The organism is Sphingobacterium sp. UBA7249, assembly GCF_002472835.1.
Lineage (GTDB): Bacteria > Bacteroidota > Bacteroidia > Sphingobacteriales > Sphingobacteriaceae > Sphingobacterium > Sphingobacterium prati.
Map to the genome: position 1 here is coordinate 210,644 of NZ_DKST01000013.1, position 23,365 is coordinate 234,008.

Genomic DNA, 23,365 nt, shown 5'->3' on the forward strand with positions numbered 1-23,365 from the left:
AAAAGAAAATAACTAAATTTACAATTATGGAGAATACATTTCGCTTTCATTCCCTTTCGGAGTTCCACAGCTTTTGCGGGCTGCCCCAACCAGAGCATCCCTTAATCAGTTTGGTTGATTATAGTCAAGTGCACTATCCTATTAATGACAGCAAATTAAGTTGGATACAGCATTTTTATTCGATTGGTTTAAAGCGAAATGTAAATGCCAGGTTCAATTATGGGCAGCAACAATATGACTTTGATTCGGGTGTACTTACTTTTATATCACCATTACAATTCTTGAAAGTAGAGATTAATCAAGAGGTCCGTGCCCAACCAAGTGGCTGGATTCTCTTGATACATCCCGATTTTTTGTGGAACAGCGAACTGGCGAAGCATATCCATACATACGATTTTTTCCAATACGAAGTCAACGAAGCACTTTTTCTTTCCGAAAAGGAGGAGGCGGTAATTGTAGACATTCTCCAGAATATCGAAAAAGAATATCAATCCAACATCGACAAATTCAGCCGCGAACTGATTATCAAACAGATCGAACGGTTGCTCATCTATGCAGAACGATATTACGAACGTCAATTTATCACACGAAAAAAATCCACTCAGGAGCTGGTGACCCGTTTCGAAAATATACTATCGGCACATTTTAGCTACGACAGCCTGATCACAAAAGGAGTTCCAACAGTAAGCGTGCTTGCCCAGCAGCTCAATCTTTCCCCAAACTATCTCGGTAGCCTACTGCGTATCTATACGCAGCAAAATACCCAGCAGCATATACAACACAAAATGATCGAATACGCCAAACTAAGATTGAGTACCAGCGCCTTATCGATCAGCGAAATAGCATACGAGCTAGGCTTTGAGCACCCGCAGTCATTCAGTAAAGTCTTTAAGAAAAACACGCAACAGAGCCCCGTAGAATTTAGGCAGGCCTTTCAATAAGTACGGCTTGCAAACATCCAGATCATCCGTATTCACCAGTTTGCTCGCATGATCTGGAAAAACCGATCGATCTTAGGCTATTTCCTCCAATCCATAGACCGTTAGAGCCTTGAGTCTTTGCTATTCTAGCGATGCCATTAATCGGCATAATATCCTTCAACACCAATTCCGATTGTCCAAAAAAACTTCGCTTTCTCCAAGTCTTCGAGCAGCATATCCACATTCTCTTCGTATTCCCCTTCAGCCTTTATCGCTTCAATATCCTCCTGGATATCCTCTACAGTCATTTGTCGCCAAACACCGACTGAGCTATTCAAAAAGGCATAACAATAAGCCGCCTCAGCATCATCGACAGGTCCACTGTTTTTTTCACTCAATATATGGAGCAGTTCGTCGGCTTCCACCTGAAAGGGGTTAACCCCGTAGATGCTGACTTCGGTCTTTTGGGGATAAGGGCCATTAATGCTTTCGATAAATTCAAGCTGCCCCAGGTCATTGAAATCCAACCTTAATTCGAGCTCATCATAATAATACTGGCCGTCAAGGGCGTCTGATGGCGCACCCAGAAATTCCTGTACCTGCGCTTGGTCCATGCCGAAGGGTACTCGCCCCAAGTCTTCAATATGAATTCCTACAAGTGGAATAAATTCGATCTTTTTCATTGTTTACATCGTTGAGCGTTCAAAACATATCCTTTCTTAAATCGTAAGATCCAATAGCTTAGTACTCTTATAAAGATAGCTAAAAATTGATGGACAACAATTTTTAGCCAAACTTTTCAACAAGAACTAACCTTACAGATCCAGCATTTTGTTTTTATTTTCAGCATAAAAAAGAATACATACATCTACCAAACCAAAAATCAAAAACACCTATAAAACCCTAACTAACAACAATATAAACCAACAAGAAGTTTTAAAAAGTTTACCAACAGATTTACGCTACTGAAAAACACTCACTTTGCTCACTACCTTTATGGAAACCAAATACTAGACCTCAAATGACCAATTCGTTTGCCCTATTATCGTTATGCCTACTTAGTGTATTGACCTCTGTTGGTTACGGCAAATCCAAAAACATCAAGTTATACGATCTTCGATGTGAGAACCTGATCAATCCAAATGCATTGGATAATACCAGTCCCCATTTCAGTTGGAAAATAAAGTCCCACGGAGGAGAAATGAGCCAACAGTTTTACGAAATTCAAGTTGCATCCGATAGCATAACCTTACTTGAAAATCATCAAGCAGATTTCTGGCAATCAAATAAGATAGCCTCCGACGCATCCGTCATGGTGCCTTATGCAGGCAAGCCCCTTGCGTCTCGATCCCTTTGCTATTGGCGAGTGAGGATATGGAGCAACCAAGGCGAGCAATCCGACTGGAGTGATATCCAACGGTTTGGAATTGGACTTCTGAAGGATCAGCCTATGCAAGGTGAGTATATTGGATTAAAAGGTGTGCAGAGCCCTTTGCTCCGAAAAAACTTTCATCTGGATGCCGTGGCACTCTCTTTTTTACATATCAATTCGCTCGGATACTATGAAGTATATATCAATGGGAAAAAGGTGGGCTCAGATGTACTTTCTCCTGCCGTATCCCATTTGAACAATCGTTCATTGATCAATACGTATGACATCAGCAGCTATCTTCGTAAGGGTGAAAACAGCATAGTACTTTGGCTAGGCACGGGCTGGTACAAGAAAACCACAGGTTTTAACGTTGCTTTCGATGGCGCATTAGTCCGGGCTCAGCTCGACATTCGCAACAGGGGTCACTGGCAAACAAAATTTGTCTCCGACTCCTCCTGGCAAGGTTCAGTAACTGGGTATGCCGATACAGGGCCCTGGCAGGCACTGCAATTTGGAGGCGAGCGTGTCCATGCGAGCCTAAATCCAACAGATATGGACGCTATTGCCTTAGACCATCGCTCCTGGTCGCCAGTATCCACGATAGCACTTCCCGATATACAGGCTAGCCCACAAATGACCGAGCCCAATAGCATTCAAGCGACCTACCGGCCCACCTCAATCAAACAGCTCAGCGATAGCAGTTGGCTGATTGATATCGGAAAAGCACTAAATGGATGGTTCGAACTGGAGATGACTGGTTTAAAGAAAGATCAGACCGTTGTTTTCGATTATAGCGATGCCTTGGACACTGCTGGTAATTTTATACCTCAGGGACAACAGGATAGCTACATTGCATTGGGACTTCATCGCGAAACTTTTCGCAACAAGTTCAATCACCATGCATTCCAATACATCAAAATTTCCAACCTCGGACATAGCCCCAAAAAGAAAGACGTTAAAGCGCATTTAATCCATACTGACTTTCGCCAGACCTCTTCTTTTATCTGTTCGGATCCGGACCTCAATGCCATCCACACGATGATCCAATACACCATGCGTTGTCTTTCTTTCAGTGGATATATGGTCGACTGCCCACATTTGGAACGGGCCGGATATGGTGGCGACGGAAATTCATCCACCAATACCTTACAAACCATGTTTGCAAGTTCGCCACTATTTGTCAACTGGCTACAGGCCTGGTCGGATAGCATGCGCGAGGGAGGCAGCCTACCACATGTAGCACCCAATCCTGGTGCAGGTGGCGGCGGGCCTTATTGGTGCAGCTTTTTCATTATGGCGTCCTGGCGTACTTATGTCAACTATCAAGATCCGCGGTTGATCCAACGCCACTATTCTGCCATGAAACAATGGCTCTCTTATGTAGAGCGCTATAGCAGAGAAGGGCTCCTTACACGCTGGCCAGATACCAAATACCGCGATTGGTTTTTAGGAGACTGGCTTGCCCCAGCTGGCGTAGATGCGGGAGCTGCTCGCTCGGTCGACCTAGTCAGCAATTGTGTCGTGAGCGAATGCTTGGCTACGATGGAGAAAATAGCCACAGTCCTCCAGCTCCCACAAGAAGCACAGGACTTTGCCACACGAAAAGGAAAATTGGACACTTTGATCCATCAGGTATTTTTTAATGAAGAGACAAACCAATATGCTACAGGCTCTCAACTTGACATGAGCTATCCCATGCTGCTCGGAATCACGCCCAAAGCTTCCTATACGACAGTAAAACAACAGCTCTTAAGAGAAAGTGCCGAAAAATACAACAACCATATCGCTGTAGGGCTCGTTGGCGTACCAATTCTCACGCAATGGGCCACGGACAACAATGCTGTTGACTTTATGTATACTATGCTCAAGCAGCGGGATTATCCCGGCTACCTTTTTATGCTTGACCACGGTGCGTCCACGACCTGGGAATATTGGAGTGGAGAGCGCAGCCGGATCCATAATTGTTATAATGGTATCGGAACTTGGTTTTACCAAGCTCTCGGTGGAATCCGTGTTGATGAAAAACAACCAGGCTATAAACATATCCTAATTAATCCGCAGATTCCCAAAGGCCTTACTTGGGCAAAAACAGCCATTGAGACTCCTTATGGCGAGGTTAAAGTAGATTGGTCCATCAAAAAGCATAAATTAAAGCTAGATATTACCCTTCCGGTTGGAAGTACTGCGACTGTAAAGGCACCAGAAGGATTCGAGATTAAGGATATCACGATCAATTACCACCAATAATCCAACTATTGAAAGATTATAAGCGGGTAATCCGGATCCGCCAAATTGCCATCAAAATAATAAGCGGGACCAAAACTATTTGGTCCCGCTTATTATTTTTAAACCTGTAAGCTTATTATTTTTAAACCTGATCACTTACTGTTAAAGCCCGATCTGTATACCCAGATTGACGACACGTTGATTCTGATACGCATCTCCAGCACTGTTGGAGGTCACCTCAGGATCCTGCTGATATAAGGAATAATTCGTCCAAGTCAGCAGATTATATCCGCTCAGATATAAGCGCGCATTGTTCATCTTAAATGGTAACCATTTATTGGGCAACTGGTAGCCCAGTTCAACTGTCTTCAAACGTAAATAGGTTGCATCAATAAGCCAGAAGTCAGACATATAGGTTGATGGGCTATTAATCGTTGTCGGATTAGTCGTTAAGCGTGGAAATTTAGCTGTAGCCGCTGTTTGCGCAGTCCAGCGCTCTTGGTGGATCGGTTGAAACTGGCTTTGGAAGGGCTCAATACCGCTTCCCTGAACGCTAAAACTGTACCCAGTAGTTCCCTGCAGCAACACATTAAAACTAAACCCTTTGTAACTTCCCCCCAGGGTAAGCCCAAAACTGGTATTCGGAATATTGGGTTTACCGATCACCGTTCGATCATAGTCATCAATTACACCATCGTTATTGAGGTCCTTATACCGCAGGTCACCAGGCTGCACCTCATATCCTCCTGATGGTTTGGGACTTGTACCGATATTTTCTTCGGTATAAAAACCATCGTACAGATAGCCCAATGGTTGATTGATCTGCTGCCCGGTCAGCCGCAACCAAGGATAAGCTGGTGCCGGTTCATCCTGAAACAAGATCTTATTTTTGAAATAAGTCAATACCCCTTTGATATTATAATTAAACGCACCGATATTGTTGTTTACATTCAGTTCCAATTCCACCCCCCTATTCCGTACCTTAGCAATATTTGATGGTGAGACCCCTACACCGATATGCTGGAAAAGCGACTGTGAAGTAACGAGCTGATCATACCGTAAATTATTAAAATAGTCAATGGTCATGGAAAATTTGTTTTTCCAAAGATTGACATCAAGCCCAACATCAAATGACTTCTGTTTTTCCCAAGTGACATTATTATTTCCCAGATTTCCTTCCGTGATAATCAGTGAAGGCTGATGGGTTTCACCAAACGAATAATTTCCACCCTCATTGTATACTTGTTGGTACAAGTAACGATCACCGGCAACCTTGTCAGAACCAACGATTCCATAGGAAGCCCGCAATTTAAAGAGCTCCACAAAGCTAAAGGCGTCTTTGAAAAACGATTCCTTAGCTAGATTATAACCAGCTGACACCGCCGGAAAAAGACCATAACGCTGTGCCGCCTGAAAACGGTCCGACCCATTGTATGCCGCCGTCGCATCCAACAAGAACTTCTCTTTAAAGTTGTATCCTGCCCGAAAGGTATAGCCCTCAAAATTCTGTGGAATCCAGTTGATTTTCTTATCGCCCTTTGTTTTATAGGATTCCCGATTATACAGTAAGAGTGCTGTCACCGCATGATCCCCAAAAGTTCGCGCATAGTTGAAGTTGGCCTGAACATTCACCCGACTGTTATAATCCCCCTGATACGCGCGCAGGGTATAATTACCCAGCACATAAGGTGCCCCACCTTTCAGCAGATAACTGCCCGAGCTTGGGTCATAACGATAGACTGGGATTTCATCACGGGCCTGTTCACGGCCGTTTGACTCGACGCTGGCATAGGCTACACGAGTCGAGAAAGAAAGTCCCTTTAACCAAGCATTGAGTTCCTGAGTCCCGCCAAATAAAATATTGATATCGTTGCGCCGATCCAAGCTATAGCCAGCCGCTGCCAGTCGTGCATTGATGGTCGGAAGCAACTCCTGCGTATCGCTGGCATAGGTAAATGAACCATTTGGATTGATAAAAGGTGCTGACCAGGGTCTTATCTTATTAAAATTGAACACCTCACCAACAATATTTCCCGCCCTGGGCGAATTAATGCGATTGAAGTTTGCCCGGAAATCCAAACGCAATTTGAGTGTCTTTGTCGCCTGTACATCCAGATTCGACCGTAAATTGAAACGACGATAATAATAATTATTGTTAACCTTGTCGCCCTCATTTTCAAAATTGTAGAGGTTTCCATTTTGGGAGAAAGCACCACCCGACACAAAATATTTAATACTTTCACCACCGCCAGTGATATCAATATTCGTATTATACTGTTGGCTCGAGGGTTTAAAGATCCGATCATACCAATTGATATCGGGATGGCCATAAGGATCGTCCCCCGAACGGAAATGTGCCAAGTCGGCTTCACTAAAGGGTTGATTGGAATTGTCTCCTACCGTATTTGCTATCGCTTCATTCCATAAGAGCGCACTTTCATAGGCATTCAAAAACTTCAATTTTGTAACCGGGCTCTGCATACCTGATTCGACACGCGCATTGATCTTTGGCCGTCCCGATTCACCGCGTCGCGTTTTGACAACCAATACACCATTTGCCCCCTTGATACCAAAGACTGCTGTCGTCGATGCATCCTTTAAGATCGAAATACTTTCGATCTCGTTGACGTTGATCTGCGACAATTGTTCATAGGTATATTCAATATCATCGACAATGATCAGCGGCTGGTTTCCTTCTGGATTTAGCGAACTGACACCACGGATATAAAAATCCGAAGCATCCTTACCGGGTTGGCCAGAACGTTGTACCGACACAAATCCCGGCAATCTTCCAGCCAATGCATTCTGTACGCTCGACGTTGGTACCTGACGGATATCTGCCCCCTTTATTGAACTGACTGCGCCCGTGCTAGTGAGCTTTTTCGTCGTACCAAATCCCACCACCACCACCTCATCAATATCCTGGCTACTTGATTGCATAATCACTTCGATATTTTCACCCTGCTTCACGTCTCGTTGCTGGGTATTATATCCCACACTTGTAAATACTAAGACCTTAGTACCACGTAAGGCCAATTTAAACCGTCCATTTTGATCTGTTTGTGTGGCTCCCCCTCCTTTCTCCTGCACCGATACACCCACCAAGGGACCCGAACTATTTTTGACAATACCATTCACAATGGATTGCGCCAATAGTATAAATGGCGTCAAAACCATTATTGTTAACAGATATATGCTCTTTTTCATCCGCTTATATTTAATTTATTCATGATTAAAACCATTCGCGCAGCCTTCTTCGGCTTACGTAAATAAGCCAATTACCAGCCGGGGTTCTGTACCATTTTTGGATTTTTGATCACTTCCGAAAATGGAATGGGAGCCAAATACATCTTCGTATCAAATGTCATTTTCAGAATAGGAAGTGACTGCCTGATCGCCCCAGTTCCCGTTTGATAAATGACTGTGGCGTGAAGCTCCTTATTAAACTCCTCTTCGGCTATTTTCCACCTTCGCACATCATAAAAGCGATGCTCCTCAAAGGCCAGTTCCTTTCTCCGTTCGAGGTAGATCAGCTCCCGCATTTCTGCTTTGGTCAATCCTTCGGGAAGCTGATAGGGAGTTAGTCCTGCCCGTTGTCGTATTTGTTCAACAGCACGATAGACATTGACATCAGGTCTGTCCAGACGTTCATTTCGTGCTTCAGCATAATTCAACAATATTTCAGCATAACGGAACAGGATAAAGTCATGGTTTACATTACTATAATTTGTAAGGGATTCAAAGTTCCCCATAAACTTGCGGAGGTAATAGCCCGTTTTTGTCTGTTGCTTGGATCCACCTGGTTTATCGGATCCCCCCTCAAAGGTTTGTACAGGCCGATTTAACCAAGGTGCGCCATTATAAAAAACAGTTGCGTAAAAGCGGCTGTCGCGCCCTGTGTAAGGATCGTTTGGATCATAACCTGAATTTTCGTCTGTAATTTTCAAACCGTTACTCATCCCAAAGGCGTCTACAAGTTCCTGGGTCGGACTAGTGCGCCCATTGTTCACCCCATTGGCATAGCCCACGGGGCCATTGTTATTTTCAAAACTGGTATTATTGCCGCCTTGCTTCGCAAAGATCCGTTCATTGTTGCGTGTGATAAAGACATCTTTAAACTGAGGTTCAAGCTTAAACAGGTTTAGGTCCATCAAGTCTTTGGCCGCATTTTCGGCAGACTGCCATCGCCCAGCGGAAAATGCCGTATACCCCGTAAGAACATTCTGTCCATTGCTATTTCCACCGTTGAACAATGGACTGGCAGCATATAGGAGCACACGGGATTTTAGCGCCATGGCCGCCGCCTTCGTAGGCCTTCCATAAAAAGCCAGATTAAATGGATCGGTACGTAGACTGTCTTTTATTGCGTCACATTCCCCCACAATATAGTTGACACATTCTTCGAAGCTTGCCCGTGGCAGCTCAATATCGTCATTCAGCTGGTATACCTTATCGCCCATCAACGGCACCCCGCCGTACCGCTTGACCAATTCAAAATAAAATAAGGCACGCATAAATTTTGCTTCGGCTTTCCATACACGCGGCATGGGTGTACCATTCTCCAGTTTTCCCTTTACCGGTACCCGATCAATATTTTGGATAAAAATGCTGGTCTTTCGAATCCCCTGATACCAAGATGCCCAAAGGTTATCCTGATAATTATCCGAAGTATATGAACCTGTTGCCAACTGTTGTACCGATGTGTTAGTCGGATTGGAGGAAACAGCATCATCCGTAGCTGCGTCCAGAAAATCTCCACCGACCCGATTTCCCAGGCTGGGCAGATAACGGTAGCAATCGGTCAGAAACCGGTTTGCATTTACGCCGGCCGAATCCCGGCGGTCAAACACCTGGTCCAGTGTCTGCAGCTCGATAGGCTCTTCCTCTAGGTCGCTTTTACAGGAGAAGATCCCGATCGCAACTCCGACTACGAGCATCCATTTTAGCTGATCATACTTCATACAAATGATTTGTAATTTAAAGGGCATCCGGAAGCCCCGGTCCACTTTGGACACAAGTTTCATTTCAGACGATCTGCATGATACTTCGTGCTCCTCAGCATGTATGTGTTTTGAATAGGGGTATTTCATCATTGTCGATTTCTAAGGTTTATAATTTGACGTTTACACCAAAGCTTATGATCCGCTGTGCTGGATAAGCTGTACCTGATGAGATTTCAGGATCCAGACGTCCATAGGGGGTAAAAGTGAACAGGTTTTGCGCGTTTGCAAAAATGCGTACCGAGGATAACTTCGCCCGCTTTGTCCAATTGAAGGGCAATGTATAGCCGACATCAAGGTTCCTAACCCGAAGATATTCCCCCGAACGGGTCCAGTAACTCGAAATATTTTGTGTATTGGTCGGATCGGGTCCCAGCGTCAACCTTGGATAAGTTGCAGCAGTACCGGTCTCCGGTGTCCAACGTCCCAGCATGTAATCAAATCCCTGTCCGTCGCCAGTATTTCCAAAGGAATAATCCGTCTGTTGGTAACTACGGTTTAATACCCCTTGAAGCAATACGCTGAAATCAAACCCCGCAACATTGAATCCCACGGTAGTACCAAAATATACGAGCGGCTTTGTATTACCAATGGCCGTTTGATCGTACTGGTTGATGATACCGTCTCCATTCAGGTCCACCAGTTTGACATCACCAGGATACACCTTATTTCCCGATAGCAATGGTGCATTATCGGCTTCTTCCTGCGTCTGGATTAGTCCATCGGCCCGGTAACCAAATGTCTGGCCTACGGGCATTCCCGTACGCCTGTTCCAATTATATTGCTGAAAGACCTCGTTCATATACAGCACTTGGGTCTTCATACGTGAGGCATTAGCGGTAATGAAATAGTTAAACTCACCCAAATTATTTTGATAGGTCAAACTGATTTCCTGCCCTTCATAACGGTTTTTACCAATATTTTCATTCGGATATCCAATACCGATCAAGTCAATGGTCGATCCGCGCTGTTGCAATAGGTCAAAATAAGTATCTCTAAAATAGTCGGCGGTCAATTTCAGTGTTGAACGCCAGAATGCGGCATCCAAACCGATGTTAAATTTATTTCCCTTTTCCCAGGTTCCCTCAATGTTGGCTAGCCCTTTTTCGATCAAGCTATTGGTATAAGCATATTCTGAGCCGAAGTCATAGCCGTTCGCTCCGTCCTGTCCATAAGAAGCTCGCCAGCTGTAATAGCCTAGGGCGGCCTCGTTGGTATTTCCCGTCCGCCCAAATGTAGCGCGCCATTTCAGTTGAGAAAGCCAATCCGTTTTTTCCTTCAGAAAGTCTTCCTGCAACATATCCCAGCCCAAGCCAAAAGCATAAAACAGGCCATATTGGTTTCCCGGCATAAAACGGTTGAATCCTGAATAGTTTAAGGCTACTTCAGCAAAATATTTATCCTGATAGGAATAGTTTGCTGTCGCTGCAAAGTTGGTATAGATGGCAGGTAAGTCAAACTGATAATTGGCCGTTTGTCTGTCCATAAACAGTTTGGCTCCGACACGATGTTTCTCACCCACCTGCTTGTCATACCCCAGCGCTCCCTGGAAATAGAAAAAATTTGCTGTAGAAGTAGTCGCAAATGAATTAGGCTGATCCGCTATCGTTCCATAACGTACATACACGAGTTCTTTCTGCTCGTTATAGCTTAAGTCATACACCGGCTGTTGGCGATTTCGGTCGATAAGGCTCGACGAAGTTGATGAAACATTTAGCTTACCCTTTGCGTACAGTCCAGGAACAAATTTGTCAAGCTTGTAATTAAAATCCAGATTAGCCAGCAGGTCCCTCGTATTGTCCAAAAGATAGCCCGATCCCGTAGTAAGCTGGTACAAATTGCTCCGATACACCGAGGAGCCACCATAAGATTGGTCGGGGTTAAAAATTGGATACGCGTTGTTCGGTGTATTGTACAAGGTCGATAAGATCGTTCCTGTTTTTGCCCCCGGCTGTCTGCCATCCTGGATTTTTCCAAAAAACTGTAGTCCAATCGTTAAGTCATCAGTTACATCCACATCAATTGCACTATTGATGAGATAACGTTTATTCTGTACGTTGGTCTCGTAGTCAAATTTATCATCCGATTTAAATAGACCATATTGGTTCAGGTAGCTTAGCGAAAGGGCATAACGTGCATTTTTGATTCCGCCCTTCACACCAAGGTTATATTTGGTGGTCGGGTTATTGTCCCGTACAACAGCATCATACCAGTTGACATCCGGGAAGAACAAGGAATTGGTTCCATCCCTAAAGGCCTTAAAATCGTCCGAACTATACACGGGTTGTCGCCCTGCATTGAGTAGTGCTTCGTTGTAGAGATAGGCATACTGATAGGCGTTCAAGGGCTGCGGCATTTTCAACGATTGCTGGATACCTGTTTGTGCTGTAAAGCTGATCCTTGGTGGTCCTGCCTGTCCTTTTTTCGTCGTTACCTGCAATATCCCCCTAGAACTCCGTTGTCCCAATAAAATACTGGACAGCGCATCTTTGACGACGGTCACCGATTCGATGTTTTCGGGATCTATGGAATAGATATCCCGCTGTACACCGTCGATTAAAGTCACCGGACTTTGTCCCCTTAGGTTAAAGCCAATTTCGGTATTGTCACCGATACTGGAACGATATTTCACGGCATCCGAAGGGAGGGATCCTGCCAGATCATTTGAGGTAATTGCGGTCATGCTCGGTGATCGAAACCCGCTGACTTCCTGCGTAAACAGCCCCGGCATACGACCAGTTAGCGCGTTCAAATACAAAGGTGTTGGCACATCTTTGATCTGACTGTTATAGACTACCGAAACGGCTCCCAAGAGCTCCGAACTTTTCTTTTTTTCATAGCCTATACGCAAGGAGTCTGCACTTTGAAGTACGGTAGGCACCAGAGACGCTAGTTTTTCGGCACCTCCCTTTATCCGCTTTCTATAATATCCTGGATATTCCACCCATAAGACTTCATGCGTAACATGGCCTGCCAGGGAGAAATCTCCATTTTCATCGGTCTCACCGATAAGCTGCTGCCCGGCATCATAGACCTTAGCACCTGAAATTGGCTTACCATATTCATCCACAATTTTCGGAAATTTCCCTATCGCCCGCTCCTCATTCCCTGAGACTGTCTCACGGAGCCGTGGATACCAGCTAGCCTGTGCGGTCTGCTTGTCGGCAATCACCAACAGTACACCGACAACACTTAATTTTATATAATGGTTAAACATTTGTCATTCGTTTATAAGGTTAGCAATCACTCACAGCGGAAGGTATATTTAAAAGGCTCATCCGTATTGCCATAGCCGACACTTTTAGTTCCCGTAATGTCTGTATAGAAGTATTCCAGACGGGCGATGTGCCTATCTTTATCGACCTTAAAAAATCCACGTGGCCAGATGTCGATAAGGTATTTTTTACCACCGATGTCCGTCAGTTTGGTATCTGCTGTCTGTTTCTTGATTTCGGCAATTAGCTTTCCTGATTCATCCATTGCCCTGACATGTAGGTAGACAGCAGACTCATGATCCAGAACCGTATTGGTAACCCCGCCATCGAAAGTCAACGTAATGATATCATTGTCCAGACTTTTGACCGGTTGTACCGTACCCAACTGTGGGTTGATAAAATCGATAAGATCGCCCTCACCATCGGTTACCTCGAAAGCATTTGAGAACGTAAACTTTTTATAATCTGTATCCTCTGGACGCAGATTTTCGATTGAAGAACCGATATAGAATCCCAAAGACACCAACATATTTTCGGCGCCAACGTTACATTCCGCCTTCACCGTAAAATCAATATCTTCGTTATTGACAAAGGAATAGGCCTGCGTACTCCTAAAAACAATCCATTCCATATCGTCCACCAAATTGGGGCCGATCCCGAACATCTTCTTGGCGGCCTGATGCCAGCTCAACCCAGATACAGGTTCCAGTTCACTGTCCGGAATAATACGCATGGTGCCATTTCCTTTTGGACTGGTAAAGGACATGGTTAGGTTTTTGCGTGCATTCCATCCCTTGGGCACCATGATACCCGCGACCAGCTGGGTGCTATAACTACCTCCCCCCTGGATACGGGGCTCGGCTCCGCAATGCATCGTAAAAGTCACCCGCTGATTTGCCTTTGCAGATTTTGGTACAACTACTGAGATGGCTTTAAGGCCACATTGAGCTAAGAATATAGCCAAAAAGAGACCCATTGCCCAGTAGATATATGTCGAATAATGTGTGTTCTTTTTCATATTCCCCCGTTTAAACGTTCGCAATCATATTGATAGGTGTTGCTGCTGCAACCAAGGCTCATGACTAAACTGAGCTGGCGTTTGCCATTGACCACAGGGAATTGGAATTTGAGGACCACCTCTTCTTTGCCCTCCGTTGGACTAAGCACAACACTAAAGGGATATTGTGGATCATCCAGACGGTATCTTCCCGATCCGCTGACCACAAAAGGAAGATCATCAGCAATGGAATAGGTGCCGTCGGCATTGAAATCGATCTTAAAGTTTTCCAATTTCAACCGCTTACTCAGGTTTTCTCCATTCCGGGTCAGCTGTGTTACTTTCCAGTTTCCGGTAATATCTTTTTCCGCCTCCTCAGTGGGGATATTGCCCAGCTCATCCTTACAGGAGTTTATTCCCCAACATAGGACCAGCATCAAGGGCCATGAGAGTATCTTGTATATTTTCATCCGTTTAATTTTTTAATAACCTGGATTTTGAATCAAGTCTAAGGACTTCGCTACTTCAGATTGCGGGATAGGCCAGAGGTACATACGTTTGTCAAAGACACGTTTTCGTACATTGATGGTATTGTAGGTTGTTCCCGATGCCGTACGGACAGGTTCTGTGCCATGCAGCTGTTTATTTTCCAATGATTCAGCCAGCTTCCAACGGCGTACATCAAAAAAACGGTGTCCTTCAAAGGCCAGTTCTTTTTGTCGCTCATTCCGGATAATCTCGCGCATAGCTTGTTTGTTTAAGCCAGTAGGCAATACAAAAGGATCCAATCCTGCCCTTTCTCGGATTGCCTCCACCGCCGCATAGACCTTCTGATCCGGGATCCCGAGCGATTCGTTGCGTGCTTCAGCATAGTTCAACAAGATTTCGGCATATCGGATGATTGGCAGACAGCGTGGCGTATAGGTATTAAACCAATCCGCCGCTACATCCCGATTGACCATTTTATAGGTATAATATCCTGTAGGCGTGCCCCGGTAGATCGCATCCTGTCCCGAAGTCACGTTATTTGGATTGGTCTTATCGATATAGATATTGACTGGTCTCCGGGCCAATCCATCCCGGTGGAAGACCAAAGACTGATCCCGGGTCACGGTATTCGCCAAGCGGGGATCCCGGTTTTTATAGGGAGATTTCGGGTCGTATCCAGCATTCGGATCGCTAATAGGCAAACCATTACGCATCCCAAAAGCATCCACCGTTTCCAGATAAGGATAAGCTCCGGGGTTGCTTACGCCAAAAGTTGGCGGATTCCAGATACCTTCAAGATCCCGGTTGGAATCTTGCATTCTGGCGAGGATATATTCTGAGTTTTTCCGCAGTTGAAACAGCTGATAGAAGCCAAATCCCGGTTCAGGATCATTGTTGACATACAAACTGTAATGACCCGATTCAATGACCTCCGCTGCTGCCGCTTCGGCCAGCTGCCAGCGCGTTTCATCCAAAGCGGGATAGGCAACGACGTCCTTCAAAGTTCCTTCTGTTGTCACCGGGCTACCATTGAACAGCGGGCTTGCAGCATATAGTAGCAGCCGGGACTTCAGTCCGTAACAGGCCGCTTTGTTGATCCGTCCATAGTCTTCGCCTGCATGTTCCCAAGGGAGATCCTGCGCGGCAGCATCGCATTCAGCTGCTATGTAGCGCACACACTCGTCGAACGTATTCCGCTTGGCAGGGATCGCATCACTGGCCGTGTAAACACTGTCTCCCATCAGCGGCACGCCACCATAATGTTCCAGCAAGATAAAGTAATAATAGGCCCTTAAAAACCGGGTTTCTGCCTTCACCCGCACCTTAATATTCGTACCAAAGCGTGCCCTATGCAGGTTTTTAAGCATAATATTTGCCCTACGAATATTGGTATAGGGTTTTGCCCAAGCATCATTGGTGATAATATTGGAGTTGACGGTACCTGTTGCAAACTGGATAAAGGTATTGATGCTGCCCAGTCCAGCGCCTTCTGCTTCGTCTGTGCTGGCATCAAGTCCGCCCCCACCAAAGCGCTTGGGCCAAGTCGCAAACCCGATATCACCATATATTCCCGACAGGAAGTTGATGGTATAGGTACTATCCGAAAAGACGACCTCTTCATTCAGGTCTGATGATTGCGTCTGATCTAAAAATCCCTGTTTACTACAAGCCGTACAGGCCAGGAAGGCCAGTGCGCAAAATGTCAATTGGCTTTTGTTCATAATTTTTTGTAAAACAGTAAAATAATTGGTTATGATATCATTGTGCCAGCGAGCCTAGCTCACTGGCCTCGAATTTTTCAAATAATCTAATCGATCGAACTCAGGGAAAATGGTCTTGAATCCGTCGAAACTCCTCTTTTATAATTGGGCTTATCACCCATAACAAAATGAAGCTCCCCTCCTTTTAGCAGATCTTCATATTGAATAAAATTTTTGTCGTAGGCTGCTCCATTGAGCGCTGCTGATTGGATGTAGACATGCTGCGGACTATTATTGTCCGCCTTAATGATAAATGTTTTTCCATTATCGAGACTAATCGTCACTTTTTCGAATACCGGACTTCCAAAAACGTATTCATCCGTTCCGGGACAGACACTGTAGATCCCCATGGCGCTCAAGACATACCAGGAAGACATCTGCCCTTGATCTTCGTCTCCCGGATAGCCCTTTTCGGTCGCATTGTATAGACCTGATGTCACCATACGGGTATATTTTTGCGCTTTCCAGGGTTGGCCACTAAAATTATACAAATACGGAACGTGCTGCGTAGGCTGATTGCCATGCGCATATTGCCCCATTTTTGACAACAACATTTCGCGCATTTCATGGATTTCCTGTTTATAGCTACCATAGTTGACGCGCTGTTCCATGGTAAAGAACGTATCCAGTTTTGCATTAAACTTATCCACTCCACCAATCAGGTTGATCAATCCGTTCACGTCGTGCATCACCGACCAGCTATATTGCCAGGCATTCGCTTCGGTAAAAGGGCCACCCCACTCGACAGGGTCAAAGGGTTCGCGCCATTGCCCATTATCTAGCCGGCCGCGCATAAAGTTTACCTTAGGATCAAATACGTTCTTGTAGTTATACATCTGGCGGGCAAAAATATTTTCATAGAATATATTGCCCGTAGCCTTTGCCAGCTGATAAGCGCAGAAGTCATCATAGGCATATTCCAACGTCTTTGCCGTACTTTCGTGAATATCGCCATAAGGGACATACCCTTTGGTAAAATACGCCTTCCACCCTTCTCGCCCATTTGATCCACCCCACATTCCCTTATTGGTCGCTTCATGGTAATAGGCCGCCAAAGCACTATCAGCATCGAAGGTTCGGATCCCTTTCACCCAGGCATCTGCCAATAGCGAGATAGCATGATTGCCGATCATCACGCCCGACATCCCCGGATTGGACCAGGTCGGAAAAAATCCGGCCTGCTTTTGCGCATCCAACAAGGACTGCATATAACGACCCTGCATGCCCGGATGCAAGAGATTGCTCAAAGGAAATTGCCCACGAAAGGTATCCCAAAAACCATTATCCGTAAACATGTATCCCTTATGAATCTTCCCATCGTAAGGGCTGAAATAATAGGGGTTACCCTCCGGATCCATTTCATAGAACTTCCGTGAAAATAAATTGGCCCTGAACATGCAGGAATAAAATGTTGCCATCTCCGCTTCCGTCCCCCCTTCTACGCGTACGCGATTCAGCAATGCATTCCAGGTATCAAAAGCTTTCTTTTTACTTACCTCAAAAGTATTGTGTCCACCCAGTTCGCGTTTAAAATTAAGATCTGCCTGCTGCGGACTAATATAGGATGAAGCAATCTTTACCTCCACTTTGGCCCCAGGGCGAAATTCCAGATACCCACCTTTACCTTTCCCCGCATCATATTGCTGCCCAACCTGGATGGTGCCCTTCACATTTTCCCAAGTGCCGTAAGCTTTAAAGTCCTGATCGAAAGTCAGCACAAAATAATTTTTCATATGCTCGGGCACAAAACGACCATTATGTACATACCCGACAATCTTGCGTTCTTCGGGTATAATCTTAATCTCGCTATCGCCCAAAAAACCATCCAATAACAAGAAAGCTTTTTCCTTTTTCGGGAAGCTAAAGCGCATATGCGCCCCTCTTTCCACTGGACTCAATTCTGCCTTGATACCATTATCAAAATTAACCGCATAATAATGTGGCTTGGCGATCTCATTTTCATGCTTAAAAGAGAGCGCCCGGCGCTCCTCATTGACCTCCAGTTTTCCAAGGCCCGGCATCAAAGAAAAAACCATATAATCGCCCATCCAGGGACTGCATTGGTGAACCTGCTGAAACCCCCGTATGCTGTTTGCTTTGTATTGATATTTCCAGCCATCCCCATTTTTCCCCGTTTGAGCTGAAAAGAAATGCACCGCAAAAGGCAATCCTACCGTAGGGTAAGTATTTCCATAGGACAGGCTCCATTCAGAATCCGTTCCTTGGAGGGTATTCACATACTTTACCAGGTCTACCTGCTGCGCATACACCTGACTTAACATCGCATAAAGCGTGGTCAGATAAATACATAATCTTCGTTTCATAATTACAGCTATTTAAATTTGTATCATCTTTAAAAGATGTTCTTTAATTTCAATGTTTCCTTTTCAGCATGACCGTATTGCTTCCATAGCAGCTTCGCATTCTTCAATTGCCGTACATGAGATTCCGTAAGCCGGACAAACTTTTCCTCGCCCGGCATCAGGGTAAAATAATTGTCCGAAATCATGAGCGGCAAAATCCGTTCATTTGTTGCTGCATCGACCAGACGCAAGCGATTACCAAATGATACCGACGTTCCACGGTTAACGATCCGGAGTACAATACCGTCGGTGCCCGCTTCTTTTTTATAGTCAAATTCAAGCTTGGCCTTCGGTAAGCTAGTTAGGCTGGTATAATCCAGCTCTTTACGACCATTTCGCCAATAGAAATTTTCAGACAGCAAAACGCCCTTTCTATCCTTCAGGGTAAGCTTTATGAAATGCAGATCCGACAAAGCTATAGCTCCTTGTTCGCCATCAAAATTTAGACGGAAGACCTCCATCGCCACATTTGACTGTACGGTAGCGCTGGTTTGCAGGCCATATTTTTTGATCTCTTTGCCACTCATATCAAAGACCTGCGCCGAAACCCATACCGAATCAAGGCTCTTTAAGCTTGTATTGATGACCTTGACGCTGTTGTTGGATGCATTCCATTGTACATGTACCGGCTCACAGGCCTTTTTCGCTCCCCAATAGGCGCCCGTTGCATCGTAATAGTAATCATAAGTCTGCCATACAAATGAAGGGTAGGCCGACTGGCTCATCCAGATCAGCATGCCTGCCGCGTCGTCCCAGAGCTTGTCGTTCCAGGCTTCATACATGCCCTTCATGACTTCCAGGTTAAGGTATTGCGCCTTTTCAGCAAATGCAGATAGATCCGTCGATTCACCATACTGTTTATTGACCGCATCTTTATACTGTATAGGACTGGCATTAGAAGCTTCCTTACCAAAAAAATGCCTATTCCACACATTGTCGTCCTCCGATTTGAGCTGTTCGTCCGTAGGCAATGGCCAAAGCTTGTCTTTCGGAATAAACTTCACGATACTTTCATAATTAGGGAAAGTAGCCGTTCCGATTTCCGTACGTAGGCCATAGCCATAGTTGCTGCTATAAGGGTAAGGAGGATCGTTCCAGGCCAGGTTGCTTCCCGAAGTTTCAAAATGGTGCCGCGGAGGTTGGTTGCCCCACCATCCGCTTCCCGAAAGCCCATCCTGATTGGAACTAGACTTATACAGCCGGTCATTATGGTCTTCCGAAGCCACAATAGCACGCAGGTAATTATCCAATTCGGGTTTCGGACGCGTTTCATTGGCTCCGCACCAGATCGCAATACTGGCATGATTTCGCAATCGTTTTACTTTATCGAGCGCATTTGCTTTAAAGTCTTCATCATTGGCAACATCGTTATAAGCGACATAAAGCCAAAAGTCATCCCATACCATAATCCCATAGCGATCGCAATAATCATAGAAAGCATCGTCCGTGATCGAGCCTGTCCACAAGCGGATCATATTATAGTTCATATCCTTATGAAGTTTGACCTTGACACCGTACTCTTCGCCCTGGCAGCGGAGCAAGTATTCACTCATTCCCCAATTCCCACCCTTGAGATAGATCTTTTTTCCGTTGATATAGAAATTCAGCACCGGCCATCCCGCTTTATTGCGCTCATAATGGTACTCATATTTACGGATACCAAATTGGATCTGCTTCTGATCTGAGATCTCATCACCAATTTTTGCGGTAAGCGCACAACTGTACAAATTCGGTTCCCCATAACCATTTGGCCACCAGAGCAAAGGCTGTTTGATCAAAAATTCCTTCACCTCCTTGCGGGTGATATATACCTTTTGTGCACTGTGCGGGGCGACCCTTACTTTTTTAGAAAATCGAATATCTCCTGGCTTGATGATCCCTTCCAGCGTTATTTCTTTGGGTTGATCACCCGCATTTCTTAGATCGGTTGAAAAGTCCAGGTAGGCAAACTCATTGCTTTCCAGGTCGGACCGCATCCAAGGGTCATCCATACTGACGTCGCCAACAAACCGCAACGATACATTGCCAGTAATCCCAGCCAACCGTCCCGGCACATAAGGCATCCAGTCCCAGCCAGCTGCAGCCAGATACGTTGGGCTCGCCGTTACGCCAAAAGGTTCTTTCGCCGTACGTGTTTTTTTCTGGTCGGCATCGGTAATCAACACCGCAATTGCATTGTCCTCCCCCACACGCACGAGATCTGTGATATCAAATTTGCTGCGCAACATATGCCCACTAACATCTTTGGTAGAGCCAGCTGTGCCCGATAGTTTCACGCCATTGCAGAAAAAATCGGCATAGCGATTGGTATTGTCAAAATGAATCCATACACGCTGCCCCTTTCTATATTGTGTGGGCAGGCGGAAAGTTGTACGGTACCAGAACGGACGGTTGAATAACTGTTCATCCACACGGTAGATGTTGTCTGCAAAATTGGGATCCGGTACAAGTCCCTGATCCACATAGGCCGTGAAGACGACCCCCGGGACAATACCGCGTACGGGGTCTTTGATCCGAAAATTGGGTTGTGCTATTTCCTGCCCCGAATAAGGTAGATCCGACTGCGGTTTTATTTCCCAACGAATCGCTGGATTATCACTATTGAGCGACAGCTCAGATACCTGACCATACCCAGCGAGCGTCCATTGTAGCAATAACGTTAGATAGATTAGTCTCATTTTCATTCGTTCCCCCATTCTTTATTTGGTTGAGGCCCCATATAGAGTTCCAAAGTTGCCCCAGCCACCATATCCTTAAAGTCAATATAATTTTTAGCGTAGGGCTTTCCATTCAGGTTTGCCCGCTGGATATACCTGTTATCCATCGAATTATCGTGAGCGACAATTCGAAACCTTTTACCCGAGAAATAATTAGGATCCAGCTGAAAAGACAATTCTTGGAATATTGGGCTTGTTATTTCAAAACGTGTTGATCCCGGACAAGAGGGATGTATTCCCGACGCGGCCAGCACATACCAGGCCGACATCTGCCCTACATCCTCGTTTCCCACGATCCCCTCTACAGCATTACTATATGCTTTGTCGCAGATGTAACGGGTCCATTTTTGGGTTAGATAAGCTGCATTCAGGTGGTTGAACAAAAATGGGACTAAGTGCACCGGCTCATTGGCATGATTATAATAGTCGTTCCAGAGCATATTCTCAGGCGTTTTCTCAAAAAAATCTGTTAGGTCCGCTAAGGTTTTTTCTTTCCCACCCATCAACTCGATCATGCCCGAAATATCATGGGGCACAAACCAGCCCTGTTGATATGGGTTACTTTCAATGGTACCATACCACTCTTTAGTGCGTGCATTCTCGGGCCATTCTTCCCATGATCCGTCACTTTTCCGGGGTCTGAACCAGCCTTTTTCCGGATCAAATATCTTTCGGTAAGCTTGACTTTTGGCCAAATACACTTGTTCCATATCAGTCTTGTTCAATTCTTTTGCAAGCTGTGCAATACACCAGTCGGTATAAGCATATTCCAGCGTATTCGAAATACTCAATGCCCCCGGGGTGTAGCCTAACGAATCATTGCCAAACTTTTTGGAGGTATTGATAGCGTAAGTTAATGCTTTGGATGCATCGTAATTGCGTATCCCCTTCACATAGGCATCTGCCAATACTGATAGCGCGGGATTGCCGATCATACAGCCCGAATACGCATTTAACAATTCCCAACGTTCAAAATACCCCTTTCCAGACTCGTCAGCCAGACTGATCAATGAATTGAGCGCATCATTTACCAAGGAGGGGTTGATCAAAGTCTGTAGTGGAAATTGCGACCGGAAGACATCCCAGCCGCTAAAAATTGTCCGTTTCGTAAAGCCCTGACTACGGCGGATTTTGTTGTCACCACCCGTATAACGTCCATCGACATCCGTAAAGATGCGCGGATCAATCATGGTATGGTACATTGAGGTGTAAAAGATCGTTTTTTGATCCTTTGTACCGCCGTTGACAGCGATTTTTGAAAGCTGTGCATCCCACAATTCTTTTGCTTCACGACGGACACGATTGAAATCCTTACCTGCTATTTCTTTTTTAAGATTATTTTCGGCCCCCTGCATATCGACAAAGGAAATTCCGACCTGTAGATTGACCTGCTCGCCCTGACTAGTTTCAAATTCGGAGAATACACCGAGGTGTTTGCCTTCTATTTCATTTTTTCCAGGCCACACTTTCGCTTCGGCCACCCGACTTTGATAAGGTATGGACAGTACATCGTCACGCTTACGCTTCCAGTTATCAGGGATTTCTGCTGACCAGACACCGTATTTTTTTAAGGGTTTATCGAAGCGTGCATAAAAGTAAACCGTATAATCCGCCTTACCGTCGCCATCACCCCAGCCGCCCCCCTCAGGCGTACAACGCATCCATCCCTGAATACTATAGTCGTCTATTTTCCTGACATATTGCTGTATCGCTGTGCCACCGACGCGACGCGCCAGGTCAATCTGAATACGTGATTCCTTACTTTGCGGAAAGGTAAAACGAAGCATACCGCTATGTGGTGCAGCGGTAGCCTCCACGCGGATATTATACCGTTCAAGATCAACCGCATAATATCCAGCCTGAGCGATCTCACTGGACTTGTTGTAGGGAGATCGATAACCGGTCAAGGTACCATCCTCCTTACCCGCAATGGTATGTAACTTACCAATGGTGGGCATCACCAGAAAATTTCCGAGATCGCCATACCAGCCTACTCCGCTCATCTGAGTGAGTGCAAAGCCTTCGATGCTGCGATGCTCGTAACTATACCCCGAACCATTATCCCCTCCTGTGATCGTGTTGGGGCTCACCTGCACCATACCATAAGGCGTCGTCGCCCCCGGAAAAGTCTTTCCAAGACCATGATAAGTACCTGCGGCACCAACACTTGTACTGGCACCAATAAATGGATTGACATAGTCTGCTGGACTGGGAACAGGATGATATCGGCGATTAGCACACGATGTCGAAGACACGATTAGCGCGATAACAAAACAAGATAGCAGTCCATATAATTTATTCATATT

Annotated in this window: 12 protein-coding genes; 2 read left to right on the forward strand and 10 right to left on the reverse strand. The window is 45.4% G+C overall.

Annotated features, from left to right (window positions below; all coding sequences use genetic code 11):
- Nucleotides 1-26: 26 nt before the first annotated feature.
- Complete coding sequence (locus tag B4A24_RS09890; RefSeq protein ID WP_293944618.1) at nt 27-941, forward strand: helix-turn-helix domain-containing protein; 915 nt, start codon at nt 27-29, stop codon at nt 939-941.
- Between the two features lie 137 nt (nt 942-1,078).
- Here the strand turns inward: B4A24_RS09890 and B4A24_RS09895 are convergent, their stop codons facing one another.
- The gene (locus tag B4A24_RS09895; protein WP_293944620.1) at nt 1,079-1,603 is read right to left on the reverse strand and encodes a hypothetical protein; all 525 of its coding nucleotides are present in this window, start codon (nt 1,601-1,603) and stop codon (nt 1,079-1,081) included.
- Between the two features lie 338 nt (nt 1,604-1,941).
- Between B4A24_RS09895 and B4A24_RS09900 the strand changes: the two genes are divergently transcribed.
- Nucleotides 1,942-4,539 (forward strand): family 78 glycoside hydrolase catalytic domain, encoded by a 2,598-nt coding sequence (locus B4A24_RS09900; RefSeq protein WP_293944621.1) that lies wholly within the window; start codon nt 1,942-1,944, stop codon nt 4,537-4,539.
- Nucleotides 4,540-4,680: 141 nt separating this feature from the next.
- Here B4A24_RS09900 and B4A24_RS09905 read toward each other — a convergent pair whose 3' ends face one another.
- The 9 genes from B4A24_RS09905 to B4A24_RS09945 all read right to left on the reverse strand — a co-directional run bounded on the left by B4A24_RS09905 (nt 4,681) and on the right by B4A24_RS09945 (nt 23,362).
- Nucleotides 4,681-7,725 (reverse strand): SusC/RagA family TonB-linked outer membrane protein, encoded by a 3,045-nt coding sequence (locus B4A24_RS09905; protein ID WP_293944623.1) that lies wholly within the window; start codon nt 7,723-7,725, stop codon nt 4,681-4,683.
- Between the two features lie 71 nt (nt 7,726-7,796).
- A complete protein-coding gene (locus B4A24_RS09910; RefSeq protein WP_293944624.1) occupies nt 7,797-9,479 on the reverse strand; it encodes a RagB/SusD family nutrient uptake outer membrane protein in 1,683 nt (560 codons plus the stop codon).
- Nucleotides 9,480-9,627: 148 nt separating this feature from the next.
- On the reverse strand, nt 9,628-12,735 hold the full coding sequence (locus B4A24_RS09915) for a SusC/RagA family TonB-linked outer membrane protein (protein ID WP_293944625.1): 3,108 nt from the start codon (nt 12,733-12,735) through the stop codon (nt 9,628-9,630).
- Between the two features lie 26 nt (nt 12,736-12,761).
- Complete coding sequence (locus tag B4A24_RS09920; protein ID WP_293944626.1) at nt 12,762-13,751, reverse strand: DUF4961 domain-containing protein; 990 nt, start codon at nt 13,749-13,751, stop codon at nt 12,762-12,764.
- Nucleotides 13,748-14,200 carry a DUF5004 domain-containing protein gene (locus tag B4A24_RS09925; protein ID WP_293944627.1) on the reverse strand — a complete coding sequence of 151 codons (453 nt, stop codon included), beginning with the start codon at nt 14,198-14,200 and terminating at the stop codon, nt 13,748-13,750. The genes B4A24_RS09920 and B4A24_RS09925 overlap by 4 nt, the downstream gene beginning before the upstream one ends.
- 12 nt (nt 14,201-14,212) lie before the next feature.
- Nucleotides 14,213-15,940: a RagB/SusD family nutrient uptake outer membrane protein gene (locus tag B4A24_RS09930; protein WP_293944628.1), complete on the reverse strand. Its 1,728-nt coding sequence runs from the start codon at nt 15,938-15,940 to the stop codon at nt 14,213-14,215.
- An 86-nt stretch (nt 15,941-16,026) separates the two neighbouring features.
- Nucleotides 16,027-18,303 (reverse strand): GH92 family glycosyl hydrolase, encoded by a 2,277-nt coding sequence (locus tag B4A24_RS09935; protein ID WP_293944629.1) that lies wholly within the window; start codon nt 18,301-18,303, stop codon nt 16,027-16,029.
- A 29-nt stretch (nt 18,304-18,332) separates the two neighbouring features.
- Nucleotides 18,333-21,026, reverse strand: coding sequence for a glycoside hydrolase family 2 protein (locus B4A24_RS09940; RefSeq protein ID WP_293944630.1), 2,694 nt, complete (start codon nt 21,024-21,026; stop codon nt 18,333-18,335).
- Nucleotides 21,023-23,362, reverse strand: coding sequence for a GH92 family glycosyl hydrolase (locus tag B4A24_RS09945; RefSeq protein ID WP_293944631.1), 2,340 nt, complete (start codon nt 23,360-23,362; stop codon nt 21,023-21,025). The genes B4A24_RS09940 and B4A24_RS09945 overlap by 4 nt, the downstream gene beginning before the upstream one ends.
- Between the last annotated feature and the right edge of the window lie 3 nt (nt 23,363-23,365).